13 protein-coding genes are annotated in these 13,124 nt (G+C 33.5%); 9 read left to right on the top strand and 4 right to left on the bottom strand.

The window, feature by feature from the left end:
- The first annotated feature begins 151 nt into the window (after window positions 1-151).
- From B0M43_RS04625 to B0M43_RS04595, 7 genes are all read left to right on the top strand, one after another.
- Window positions 152-616, top strand: a complete 465-nt coding sequence (locus tag B0M43_RS04625) for a thioredoxin family protein (protein WP_078006675.1) — start codon at window positions 152-154, stop codon at window positions 614-616.
- Between the two features lie 18 nt (window positions 617-634).
- Complete coding sequence (locus tag B0M43_RS04620) at window positions 635-1,819, top strand: lycopene cyclase family protein (protein WP_078006676.1); 1,185 nt, start codon at window positions 635-637, stop codon at window positions 1,817-1,819.
- Between the two features lie 237 nt (window positions 1,820-2,056).
- Window positions 2,057-2,467, top strand: a complete 411-nt coding sequence (locus tag B0M43_RS04615; protein ID WP_026982321.1) for a BrxA/BrxB family bacilliredoxin — start codon at window positions 2,057-2,059, stop codon at window positions 2,465-2,467.
- 247 nt (window positions 2,468-2,714) lie between these two features.
- Window positions 2,715-4,073, top strand: coding sequence for a rhodanese-related sulfurtransferase (locus tag B0M43_RS04610; RefSeq protein ID WP_078006677.1), 1,359 nt, complete (start codon window positions 2,715-2,717; stop codon window positions 4,071-4,073).
- A gap of 141 nt (window positions 4,074-4,214) precedes the next feature.
- A complete protein-coding gene (locus B0M43_RS24715) occupies window positions 4,215-4,532 on the top strand; it encodes a transposase (RefSeq protein WP_371296047.1) in 318 nt (105 codons plus the stop codon).
- Window positions 4,533-4,781: 249 nt separating this feature from the next.
- On the top strand, window positions 4,782-6,023 hold the full coding sequence (locus B0M43_RS04600; protein WP_078006678.1) for a peptidase U32 family protein: 1,242 nt from the start codon (window positions 4,782-4,784) through the stop codon (window positions 6,021-6,023).
- Window positions 6,023-6,253: a ferredoxin gene (locus B0M43_RS04595; RefSeq protein WP_065451877.1), complete on the top strand. Its 231-nt coding sequence runs from the start codon at window positions 6,023-6,025 to the stop codon at window positions 6,251-6,253. The genes B0M43_RS04600 and B0M43_RS04595 overlap by 1 nt, the downstream gene beginning before the upstream one ends.
- A gap of 68 nt (window positions 6,254-6,321) precedes the next feature.
- On the opposite strand, the gene B0M43_RS04590 is transcribed toward B0M43_RS04595, so the two are convergent.
- From B0M43_RS04590 to B0M43_RS04575, 4 genes are all read right to left on the bottom strand, one after another.
- On the bottom strand, window positions 6,322-7,365 hold the full coding sequence (locus tag B0M43_RS04590) for a hypothetical protein (protein ID WP_078006679.1): 1,044 nt from the start codon (window positions 7,363-7,365) through the stop codon (window positions 6,322-6,324).
- A gap of 454 nt (window positions 7,366-7,819) precedes the next feature.
- Window positions 7,820-8,362, bottom strand: coding sequence for a hypothetical protein (locus B0M43_RS04585; RefSeq protein ID WP_065451880.1), 543 nt, complete (start codon window positions 8,360-8,362; stop codon window positions 7,820-7,822).
- Window positions 8,363-8,382: 20 nt separating this feature from the next.
- A complete protein-coding gene (locus tag B0M43_RS04580) occupies window positions 8,383-9,726 on the bottom strand; it encodes an ankyrin repeat domain-containing protein (RefSeq protein ID WP_078006680.1) in 1,344 nt (447 codons plus the stop codon).
- Between the two features lie 30 nt (window positions 9,727-9,756).
- A complete protein-coding gene (locus B0M43_RS04575) occupies window positions 9,757-10,938 on the bottom strand; it encodes an ankyrin repeat domain-containing protein (RefSeq protein WP_078006681.1) in 1,182 nt (393 codons plus the stop codon).
- A 369-nt stretch (window positions 10,939-11,307) separates the two neighbouring features.
- Between B0M43_RS04575 and B0M43_RS04570 the strand changes: the two genes are divergently transcribed.
- The gene (locus tag B0M43_RS04570) at window positions 11,308-12,651 is read left to right on the top strand and encodes a regulatory iron-sulfur-containing complex subunit RicT (protein ID WP_078006682.1); all 1,344 of its coding nucleotides are present in this window, start codon (window positions 11,308-11,310) and stop codon (window positions 12,649-12,651) included.
- Window positions 12,635-13,114 carry a gliding motility lipoprotein GldH gene (locus B0M43_RS04565; RefSeq protein ID WP_065451884.1) on the top strand — a complete coding sequence of 160 codons (480 nt, stop codon included), beginning with the start codon at window positions 12,635-12,637 and terminating at the stop codon, window positions 13,112-13,114. The genes B0M43_RS04570 and B0M43_RS04565 overlap by 17 nt, the downstream gene beginning before the upstream one ends.
- The last annotated feature ends 10 nt before the right edge of the window (window positions 13,115-13,124 follow it).

Raw genomic sequence — 13,124 nt, 5'->3', positions numbered from 1 at the left:
TAACTATACTATTGACTTTGTAATCTTTGCAATAAAAAAAGTAAAATTGACACTATTAATTATCGCGAATTAAATTCGAGAAAATTAGTGTAATTCGTGGCAAAAAAATCCTTTTAATCTGAGCAATCTGTGGCAAAAAAAACAAAAACAAATGAAAAAGCTAATTTTACTTATAATCTTCTTCGGAATAACTTCAATTGGATTCTGTCAACTTAAAACCAGATCTTTTGTGGAAGTAGACAGTTTGCAGCAAATTCAAAAGAGAAAAATAATCGTTTTCATTCATACCGATTGGTGTCAGTTTTGCCAAAGAATGAAAAATACGACTTTCAAAAATCAGGATATTATCCAAAAACTAAATTCTGATTTTTATTTTGTGGATTTTAATGCCGAGGAAAAACGAGATATTACTTTTAATAATCAAACTTTTAAATACAAACCATCAGGAAATAATGTTGGCGTTCATGAACTGGCTTTGCAGTTGGGAACAATAAACAACCAAATTGTATATCCGGTTTTATGTGTTTTGAATGAAAAACGAGAGATTATCTTACAATACAATAACTATCTTAATCGAAAGGATTTTAAACTGCTTTTAGAAAAATTGAAAGAATAAAATTTCTTATTTTTGAAAATGGCTTCTTCACAAATTCCACACTTCAATTATATCTTTACAGGAGCAGGTTTATCTGCTTTGATGACTGTTTATAAAATGGTTTTGTCCGGGAAATTTTCTGGTCAATCTATTTTGTTATTAGATGAAGATGCGAAAAAGACCAATGACAGAACCTGGTGTTTTTGGGCAAAAGAAGAAACGTTATGGAAATCCGTTATTTCAAAAAAATGGGATTCGGCTTTATTTGCCAATGAAAATTTCAAGCGTGATTTGACGTTGAAACCCTATCAGTACAATCAAATTCGAGGATTAGACTTTTATAATTTTATTTTTGATGAACTTTCGAAACATCAAAATATTACTTTTTTAAACGAAAAAGTAACCGATATCAATGAACTCGAAACCCATGTTTTTGTTGGAACCGAGGGCAATCGATATACTTGCGATTATTTATTCAATAGTATTTATACAAAGGCTTTCGCCGAAAGTCAAACTAAATATCCAGTTTTACAACAGCATTTTACAGGTTGGTTTATAAAAAGCGAAACTGAAATCTTCAATCCGGAACAAGCAACTTTTATGGATTTTTCGGTGGAGCAAAGAGGAAATACGCGTTTTATGTATGTTTTGCCTATTTCTAAAACCGAAGCTTTGGTGGAATATACATTGTTTTCTGAAAATCTTCTTCCCAAAGATGAATACGAAAATGAGATTCAAATCTATTTAAGAAATCTGGGAGCTGATCAATATGAAATTATAGAAAAGGAGCAGGGCAGTATCCCGATGACGTGTTTTCCTTTTTGGAAAAAGAATACCAAACGCGTTCTGAATATAGGAACTGCGGGCGGTTGGACAAAAGCGAGTACAGGATATACTTTTAAAAATTCAGATAAAAAATCTTCTGAATTGGTGGCATTTTTGGTTAATAAAAATTCTTCTTCCCAAACTTCGGAATCGCTCAAAATGTCAAAATTTCATAAAAAAACCAGATTTTGGTTTTATGATTTATTGCTTTTAGATATTCTGCATCGCCATAACGAATTGGGAAGTTCTATTTTTTCATCTATGTTTAAAAAAGAAAATCCCGCTTTGATTTTTAAATTTCTGGATGAGGAGACAAGTCTACTAGAAGATTTCAAAGTGATTTTAAAATGTCCAAAAACACCATTTATCAAAGCCTTGTTTCGGATGATGTTCAGATAAAAAAGTTTGTTTCACGCAGATTCAGTAGATTTTAGCAGATTGGTTTTTATCTTTTTTGTTTTTTGGGACATAAATAAAAACATGCATTCATCAGCCCAAATTCGCTAAATCTGCTGACAATTTCGTCAACATTAAAATAACAATCGAACTATAACAAAACTTTATACCTGAAATTAAGTTGTTGCCACTAAACTTTGTAACTTTGCAGATCAAAAGTAAAATTTAAAATAAAGAGATATGTATCCAGAAGAAATGGTAAAACCAATGCAAGCTGAATTGACTGCTGCTGGTTTTCAAGATTTACATAGTGCTGACGCTGTAGATAACGCTATCAAAGCCGAAGGTACCACTTTAGTTGTTGTAAACTCTGTTTGTGGTTGTGCTGCAAGAAATGCGCGTCCGGGAGCAAAAATGAGTTTAGAAGGCGCTAAAAAACCAGATCACTTAATTACTGTTTTTGCAGGTGTAGACAAAGAAGCTGTAGATGCTGCAAGACAACATATGTTTCCTTTTCCTCCATCATCGCCATCTATGGCTTTGTTCAAAAACGGAGAATTGGTTCACATGTTAGAGCGTCACCACATCGAAGGACGTCCAGCTGAATTAATCGCTGAGAACTTGCAAGATGCGTTTAACGAATTTTGTTGATTTTTAAGTTGCTAAGGTTGTGAGTTGCTGAGGTTCTAAGATTTAGGTTCAGAGCGACAAAGGTTACAGAGGTACAAAGATTTTAAAAAGCACTATAGAAATATAGTGCTTTTTCGTTTTTTACTAATTCCATTTAAAAAGCTTAGGACCTTAGCAACTTAGTATCTCAGAACCCTTGCACCTTTGAAGCTTTTTCATACCTTTGCACCTCAAAAAATAATTTCTAAACTTAAAAACTGTTTATAGCATGCAACTGTACAACACTTTAAGCGCAGAAGAAAGAGCCATCATGATCGATGATGCCGGTAAACAACGACTAACGTTGTCTTTCTATGCGTATGCCAAAATTCAAGATCCCAAAAAATTTCGCGATGATTTATTTTTAGCCTGGAATAAGCTCGATGCTTTAGGCCGAATTTACGTTGCCACCGAAGGAATAAATGCTCAAATGAGTATTCCTGAAGATAATTTGGAAGCTTTTAGAGCCACTCTTGAAGTTTATGATTTCATGAAAGGCATACGATTGAACGAAGCTGTAGAGCATGATGATCATTCCTTTTTAAAATTGACAATTAAAGTTCGTGATAAAATCGTTGCTGACGGTTTAAACGATGAAACTTTTGATGTAACAGATATAGGCGTTCACCTGAAAGCCAAAGAATTCAATGAAATCCTTGATGATCCCAATACAATTGTAGTAGATTTTAGAAATCACTACGAAAGTGAAGTAGGGCATTTTAAAGGGGCCATCACACCAGACGTTGAAACGTTTAGAGAAAGTTTACCTATAATCAACGACCAGCTTCAGAACCATAAAGAAGATAAAAATCTTGTAATGTATTGTACCGGAGGAATTCGTTGCGAAAAAGCTAGTGCTTATTTTAAACACCAAGGCTTTAAAAATGTTTTTCAGTTAGAAGGCGGAATCATTAATTACGCCAAACAAATTGAAGCAGAAGGTATTGAAAGTAAATTTATTGGAAAAAACTTCGTATTCGATAATCGTCTTGGCGAAAGAATCACCGATGATATTATCTCTCAATGTCATCAATGCGGCAAACCTTGCGACAATCATACCAATTGCGAAAACGACGGCTGTCATTTGTTGTTTATTCAATGTGATGAATGTAAGGCTGCAATGGAAAACTGTTGTTCTACAGAATGTCTTGATATTATACATATGCCTTTGGTTGATCAGGTTCGTTTGAGAACCGGAAAACAAGTTGGAAACAAGGTTTTTAGAAAAGGAAAATCAGATAGTTTGAAATTTAAACATTCTGGTGAACTACCTAATACTTCTTTGGCTACAGCCGAAAAGCCACTAGACATTCGTCAAAAAATAAAAGTAAAGAAAGTACTTCTTGGTAAAGCGGAACACTATTATGTAAAAGCGCAAGTTGGTCTTTTTACTATTGAAAACCACGAATTAAATACTGGTGATAAAATCTTAATTTCAGGGCCTACTACAGGAAATCAGGAATTGATTTTAGAAAAAATGATCGTCAACGAAGCACAAGCCACTACTGCTAAAATTGGAGATCGAGTTACTTTTGAGGCTCCATTCCGTATTCGTTTGTCAGATAAATTGTATAAAATTGTAAATTAGCCGAAATTTTAAGCTAATTTATTGATCTCACAATCCTTTACCAAACTATGGGTTCATACCATTTGGGCAACTAAAAATCGTCAGGAATTAATTGATGATTCAATTGAGAAAAAATTGAATGATTTCATTTATGAATAGTTAATTGATCTTGGTTGCCCTGTTAGAATCCTAAACGGAATGCCCGATCATGTGCATATTTTATTTTTACAAAATCCACAAAAAACTATCACAGATATTGTAAAGCAAATAAAAGGAAGTTCTTCTCATTTTATAAATAGACAAGAACTTATCCTTGAGAAATTTGCCTGGCAAACAGGATTTGCGGCTTATTCAGTTAGTGAGTCTCAGTTAGAGGTTGTTTATAATTACATTAAAAATCAAAAGCACCATCATCTTAAGAAAAATGGACAAGATGAATTTGACGATTTTGTAAAATTGCATGGATTGGGAGAGAAATGATTTTTTAACTCAACGATACATTCCCTGTGGTTTCAACCGCACGGACACAATGTATATCTACAACGATACATCCTGTAGAGTTTGATAGGATCAAAACGTTCCCCGTTGTTGAAACCACGGGTTATATTTGAAATACCACACATACAAATAAAAACATAGCCTGCGGTTGAAACCGCAGGAACACAATTAATATTCATACCAGAATAACATAATCAATGGTTTAACCATTGGAATACAATATAAATAAAAATGACAACAAACAACAAAATCGAACTTATGGCTCCTGCGGGGAGCTTTGATTCACTTCAGGCTGCTTTAGATAATGGGGCGGATTCTGTTTATTTTGGCGTGGAACAACTTAACATGCGTGCGCGTTCGACTGTGAATTTTACTATGGATGATTTGCAGGAAATTGCGAATCGCTGTGAAGCTAAAAACGTAAGAAGCTATCTTACTTTAAACACCATAATTTACGACCATGATTTATCTGTCGTAAAAACATTGCTGAACAAAGCCAAAGAAGCCAGTATCACAGCTGTAATTGCCTCAGATCAGGCAGTGATTGCTATGGCAAGAACAATTGGTATGGAGGTTCATATTTCGACCCAATTGAACATAACAAACATTGAAACCATCAAATTCTATAGCTTGTTTGCTGATACCATGGTTTTAAGCCGTGAATTGAGTTTGCGTCAGGTAAAAAACATTACAGCTCAAATTGAGAAAGAACAAATAAAAGGCCCAAGCGGAAATTTAGTAGAAATCGAAATTTTCGGGCATGGTGCTTTGTGTATGGCGGTTTCGGGTAAATGCTATTTGAGTTTACATTCGCATAATTCATCTGCTAATCGTGGTGCGTGTAAACAAAATTGCCGCAAAAAATATACAGTGATCGATCAGGAAACCGGTTTTGAAATCGAATTGGACAACGAATATATGATGTCGCCAAAAGATTTGTGTACACTTGATTTCTTAGACCAGGTAATAGATTCTGGAATTCAGGTTTTAAAAATCGAAGGACGTGGCCGTGCGCCAGAATATGTAGCAACCGTTATTAAGACTTATCGTCAGGCTATTGATGCCTATTATGATAATACATTCTCTAAAGAAAAGGTTTCGGTTTGGATGGAAGCTTTGAACACCGTTTATAATCGCGGCTTTTGGTCAGGTTATTATTTAGGTCAGGAATTAGGAGAGTGGAGTGATATTCCGGGATCTGCAGCAACGCAGAAGAAGGTCTATGTAGGGAAGGGAACGCATTATTTCCCGAAAGCTGAAGTGGGACAATTTACAATTGAAGCTTACGATATTAAAATTGGAGATAAAATTTTAGTTACTGGTCCAAGTACCGGAGCACAGGAAATGATCATTGACGAAATGATGGTAAATGATTTGGTTTCTGAAAAGGCTACAAAAGGTGACGATTGTACTTTTAAACTGCCATTCAGAATTAGGATGTCTGATAAATTATATAAAATCGTTGAAGCATAATGGTTATCGTAACTTTACAAAGAGATAAATGCATTGGCTGTAATTATTGCGTCGAAATGGATCCGGTGCATTTTCAAATGTCGAAAAAAGACGGAAAATCGGTATTGATTCACTCGAAAGATGCAAAAGGATTTTTTACATTGAAATCTAATAATCATACAATCGTTGAAAGTTTTGAATTGGCTGCGAAAGCTTGTCCGGTAAAAATTATTACAGTTAAAGAGACTTAGATTATTTGCTTATTATAAATTGAAAGAGCCACATTATTTGTGGCTCTTCTTGTTTTTTTTCAAGCTAATTATTCTTTAACAAGATTTACCAACTTAGCATTTGCCAAAGAAGACAAAGTTCCTTTTTTACCCATACCTTGCCAGTCAGATATTTTTCCGTTTACATTAATTTTAATGCCAACTGCATTCGGTGTTTCGTATAGTATATATTTAATATTACCGCTGTTAAACTCCAATTCTTTACCGGTATTTTGTTTTCTAAATTTGAATACTGCTTTATTTGCTTTTTCCGGACTCACCGGATGTGCAAAAGAAACAAATTTGTATTCATCATTTTGTCGGAAAGCATAATATAAAACGTTATCTACTTTAAAAAGTAGTATACGTCCTTTATGATTTTTTGTATCAAAGACAAGCAATTTATCCAAGTCAGGTTCGTAAGCAGATAAAGAAGTAAAAGGAACGTATTTGTTCTTTTCCCATTTCTTTCCTGTTATTTTATAAAAAGGCGTCTGAGTAAATCCGTCTTCTTCAAAGCTTGACAAAAGTTTGGCTTCGGTGCCAGAAACACTATAGTGTTCGATGCCATGAAGAGCAGCTCCTCCAAGACTCGTTGTGATAAGTCGCTTGTTTTTAGTGTCAATGTCAAATGAGCCTCCGCGCATACAATTGGCACCATTATAAACATCGCTAATACTTTGACTGGATATAAAAGAGGTTGAGGTATTAACATAAATGTGTGCTGTTGCCTGCGGAGTATAACAACCATCATCTATTGCTTCAGTTTCATGAATAACAACATCAGGCCTGCCATCAAAATTCACATCGCCTAATACACGAATATTTTTGTCCGTAATGCTTTTAAATGCAACTGTCCTGGCTGTTTTGCTTATTTGAGATTTAGACAATTCTTTTGCACCATATTCAAGTACAATTTTTTTATTTTGATTTTCTGTAATTTTATAATATTCTCTTATTTCAGACTTTACGGTTTGTTGCGCAAAATACAAAGTATAGCCTTTCATGAAATCGTTTATAATATAAGCTTTTTGAGCGTTTGCATTATAAAATGCTGCGCACACAAAAAGGAGTAAAGAAGTTTTTAGTTTCATATTTGGTATATTATGTAAATGATTTTCTATTTAGTCTTCTGAAACTTCAAGCTTATCAAAATCTTCTATTTCAGATAATTTGAATAGTTTTGTTTTATTGATTTTTGCTTCCTTCTTTTCAAATATCTCAGGTTTATCGATATTCGGGTTTGTGTTTTCATTTACTATTTTTCTTCTGGTTAAAAAATTTATACTCGTTTCTGTGAGTACTGTAGGTCCGTGATTGCTGCTTGAATCGTAGCCAATAAGTTCAAGATCTGAATTTTGAAGTCTAAACAGAGATCTCCAATATCAGTATCTTCCGTGGGCATAATGTATAAAAAGTTTTCCTTTGGTTATTTCAACGCCTAGTTCCGGCGCAAAATAAACTCCGCCATCTTCATTTTCAGATAAAAACAATCCCTATTTTGCATTATTACAAAATAGGGATTGTTTTGTCTTTAAAACTTTCTTATTAAATGCCGATTTTAGCATTGATGTTATGCTTTGCGACATATGCTTTTGCGACATTCATCAATTTTGTAAACTTATTATCAATTTCACTTTGAGTTGCGGCGTCAAAATCTGCGATTGCTTTTTCTATTTGTTCAGGTGAAGCTTTTTCATCCTTCATTTTGGCAATTGGCAAATAGCCTTCTTTTTCTTTAGTAATTGCATAAGAGAATAAATCTTTTGATGCCTGAAGAAGTTCCCGATTGTCATCATCTTCCTTTATTTCTTTAATTTTTTTAAATTGAGTTTCTAAATTGGTAATATCAAATTTAAAATAATCGTAATATGAAGATGGAATCATTTTTTTTTGAGTTTCATCATAAATCTGTGGTTCAGATTCTAACTTAAAATTAATATCCTTACTTCCAAAACGGGATAATAAATTCGAATTTAGCGCGGCTACTTCAAAAGTTTTTTCTGGTGAAAGGTTTGTACAAGAGGTTAAAAATATACTTGTAACGATTAGTACTAATAATATGATGGAATTATTTAATGTCTTTTTCATTTTTTAAGTTTGTTTGTTATTTATCCTTTTAAAATTTTAATTTTCTCGGCCTCAAATTCTTCAGAAGTTAAAATTCCCGCATCCAAAAGTTCTTTCAAATCTAATAATGCCTTTTTCTTTCCTTCGATAGAACTCACTGAATCTGTTTTTTGTGGTTCTTCTTTATAAATTGGAGTTACTATGGTTCCGGATGGAGCATATTTCAAAATCAATTCTGTAATTTCATTAAAGCCTTTTACATTCGAATAATCAATTGCCTTTTGTTCTTTTATATTTACGATAGAAGCGTCTGCCTTATTTTCAAGTAAATATTTAACAACATCTTTTTTTCCATTGGCTGCACTGTAATGCAAAGGTGTGTTCCCGGATTCATCCTGAATGTTGATATTTGCTCCAGCTTCGATTAACAATTTTACCATGCTTAAATTGCCTTTTTTTGTAGCAACATGTAGAAGGCTTTCTCCACCATAAGTATAACTGCTGTTAAGTGTAAAACTAGATTCATTAGCAATATTTGTAGCACTAACAATCCAATCAAGATAATCATTCATAGAAGAAGTGTCGCTATCCAAAGGTTTACTGTAGTTTACATCCACTCCATTTTCTAAAAACAGGGAAACTATTTCCTTTTGATTATTTGCACAGGCATACCAAATAGGGGAATGTCCATTATTATTGGATGCAAGAACATCGGCTCCTCTTTCTGTTAAAAGTTTAGCAAGCATTCTGTTCGTTTCATAACAAGCAATTAAAAGTGCATTTTCTCCCGCATGATTCGTATGATTAATATTTGCACCATTATCCAGAAGCATTGTCACCATCGGGATCGATTTAGTATAACAGGCATGCAGTAAAGGTGTGTTTCCTTGTTTATCGGTGACATTAATATCAGCACCTTTATCTAAAAGCAGTTGAATAATTTCTCTGTTTAATTTTGTCGAAGCCAATAAAATTGGAGTTTCTCCATTGTTATTCAGTAAACTAACATCAATTCCTGCTTCAAGCAACTTTGTTGCAATTTCGATTTGTGCGGTCTGAACAACTAAATGCAAAAGACTATTTCCGTATTTGTCATTTTTAGTAGTTTCCGCACCATTTTCTAAAAGATACAAAGCAGTTTGTTTCTGTTTTTGCAGGCAGGCAAAATACAGTGGAGTTTCTCCGTCATGATCTTCGTAATTTATATCTGCACCATCTTCACAGAGTATTTTTACAATATCCAAATATCCTCTGTGAGCGGCGTAATGCAAAGCTGTTCTCCCTTTTTCGTCGGTATATTTTACATCAACTTCTTTATTCTGAAGCAGTAATTCGGCTATCTTTCTGTTGCCGTTTTCGCAGGCAATTATAAATGACATTGACATATCTTGCTGTTTTTTATGTAAATTTTGTTATTAGGATTTCATTAAAAGTTCGACCGTTTTGATTTTTAGGTTATCTCCGGAAGCAATCATAAGGGCTGTTTCATCTTTGTCATTCGTAATGTCTTTATCGGCACCGTTTTCAAGTAATAATTTTACTTTTCTATAAGTTTCTTTTGCAGCTTCAGCATCATAATTTACATCAAAAAGACACACTTTATGCAATAAAGTGTTGCCTTCATTGTCTTGTTCATTGATGTCAATTGACGAATTGTCTAATGCAAATTTTAGAATTCCGGCTTTTTTTTCTGCGAGATAATCCAATCCTGATTTTGGTTTTCCGTAATATTGCGCACAGAAATTTAGATCGGCACCATCTGATAATAATCGTTCCAGAAATTTTAAGCTGCTTTCAGAATCCGACATTGATCGAATGAATTCTGTAAATAAGGTTCTTTGGTCTTTGTTGATGATACTAAAATCAGGCGTGGCAGCAGCGGCTAAAAGATCATACATTTCATAAGAACACTGTTCTGCGACAGCATAATAAAAAGCAGTATTGTTCGGATTGTCTGTTTCGTTGGCATCGGCACCATTTTCAAGTAAAAAAGGTAAAAGTTCTTTTTTGCTTTTTTTGACGGCACACATTAGTGGAGTAGTTCCAACAATGTTTTTTTCGTTAATATCAACACCATTTTCAATAAGCAAAGAAATATAGTCTTTTGTTTTCTCTGTTTCTAGACCATATGTATTTATAACAGAGTAAATAAGGTTTTCTCCAGCGTTGTTTTTATACTGAGTATCAGCTCCAAAATCATCAATCAAAATTTTTATGATTTTTGGAGGAGTACCTTTCTCAAGAAAGTATCGCAGTAAAGTCTGATCGCTTATTTCATCATTAAGATTGTCTATTTTTGACATTAATTCTTTAAAAAAAGAAAGTGATTCTTCGTCATCCTTTAAATTTCGGGCAATAGTACTAAAAATAGATTTGTCAAAACTGTCCAGTTCATAGATATCGGTTTCAATAAAACCGGCATTTATTAGAGCCTCAGCTAAATCAATTGCTTTTGCGTTACATATTATGGAGGTTATTTGAGAAAAATTGTTTTTGAGGTATTGTTCAGAAAATGATTCCCCGTTTTTAAGAGATTCTCTGGCAGCATCCAAATTGCCTTGAAAAATGTATTCTTCTATTTTGTTTTGTGTAGACATATTAATAAAGTTAATAAATGAAAGATAAAACTTAAATTATTATTCGTGTGTGTTTTTTTGGAAAAAAAGTATAACGATTAAAAAAGTGAAAAATTGGAATATAGTTTAAAAAACTAAATTTGAAGTGCGCTTTAAGACATAAAATAACAAGAATAAGGTTTTTTTTAAAGGATGTTGAAGCTGTATTTGTAGTCATATTTAACTGGGAAATGTTCTCTAAAAAGCTATTTATCACAAGAAAAAGCGTTTTTTTTTATTTAACAAGCCTTTAGATTTTATCCATAAAAAGCAAACTAAAAAAAATACTATCTTTACCGATCAAACATTTATGAACTTAAGTTGCTTTTTTGCAACACTACATATATAATTATGGCATGTACAAGTTGTTCAACCTCAGATGGCGGTGCGCCAAAAGGTTGTAAAAATAATGGGACTTGCGGCACCGATAGCTGCAATAAACTGACGGTTTTTGACTGGCTCGCGAACATGAGTCCGTCTAATGGAGAGGCTATTTTTGACTGTGTTGAGGTTCGTTTTAAAAACGGACGCAAGGAATTTTTTAGAAATTCAGAAAAATTGACTTTAAGTATTGGTGATATTGTAGCGACTGTTGCTTCACCGGGACATGATATTGGTATTGTTACTCTGACAGGCGAATTGGTAAAAATTCAAATGAAGAAAAAAGGTGTTAACCACGAAAGTAACGAAGTACCTAAAATTTACAGAAAAGCGTCTCAAAAAGATATTGACATTTGGTCTGTAGCACGTGATCGTGAAGAACCAATGAAGGTTCGTGCACGTGAATTAGCTATTCAGCATAAATTGGAAATGAAAATATCTGATATTGAATTTCAGGGAGATGGCTCAAAAGCTACATTTTACTATACAGCAAATGACAGAGTTGATTTTAGGCTTTTAATTAAGGATTTTGCAAAAGAATTCAGTACGAGAGTCGAAATGAAACAAGTTGGTTTCCGTCAGGAAGCTGCTCGTTTAGGCGGAATTGGTTCTTGCGGAAGAGAATTATGCTGTTCAACCTGGTTAACAGATTTTAGAAGTGTAAATACATCTGCAGCGCGTTACCAACAACTTTCTTTAAATCCTCAAAAATTAGCCGGACAATGCGGCAAATTAAAGTGTTGCTTGAATTATGAGCTTGACACTTACATGGATGCATTAAAAGATTTTCCGGATTACGACACTAAATTAGTGACTGAAAAAGGAGATGCTATCTGCCAGAAACAGGATATTTTTAAAGGATTAATGTGGTTTGCTTACACGAATAATTTTGCAAACTGGCATGTTTTAAAAATTGATCAGGTAAAAGAAATTATTGCCGAGAATAAACAAAAAAATAAAGTCTCTTCACTTGAAGATTTTGCTATTGAAGTAGTTTCAGAACCTGAAAAAGACTTTAATAATGCAATGGGTCAGGAAAGTTTAACTCGTTTTGATCAGCCTAAAAGAAAGAAAAAACCAAATCGCAAACGCAAACCAAATGCCGAAGCAGCGATTGTGGCTACTCCAAACAAACCGCAGCCAAATCAAAATCAGAATAAGCCTGCAGGAGGAAATCCAAATAAAGGGAATAACCCAAACAAAGGAAACAAACCGAATAATAACAAGCCGAATAAACCTAACAATGCAAACGAGAATAAACCGGCTGAACCTAGAAAACCTATAATTATTACTAAAAATGAGAATAAAAAATAGTGCGATTCTTCTTTTGGTAGGAATACTGCTTTTTTCTTGTGATAAAAAAAGAGTATTTGATGAGTACAAATCTGTTGGAAGTGCCTGGAACAAAGACAGTATTGTAACTTTTGATCTGCCAGTTTTAGATTCAACCAAAAAATACAATTTATTTATAAATTTGAGGGACAACAACAATTATCCATTCAAAAATTTGTTTTTAATTGTGGCTATAGAAACGCCAAGCGGTTTCACTAAAGTAGATACTTTAGAATATGAAATGGCAAAACCCGACGGAACCTTGTTAGGTAACGGTTTTACCGATATAAAAGAAAGTAAACTTTATTATAAAGAAGATGTAAAGTTTAAAGGAAAGTATAAAGTACACATCAAACAAGCTGTTAGGGAATCAGGAAAAATTCCTGGTGTTCAGGAGTTAGATGGTATTACAGACGTAGGTTTTAGAATAGAACAAAAAGATTAGAAAAATAGTT

The organism is Flavobacterium sp. KBS0721 (assembly GCF_002007065.3).
GTDB classification, from domain to species: domain Bacteria; phylum Bacteroidota; class Bacteroidia; order Flavobacteriales; family Flavobacteriaceae; genus Flavobacterium; species Flavobacterium piscis.
Note: the sequence above shows the minus strand (reverse complement) of the source record. Positions and strands in the feature narration are given on the sequence as shown.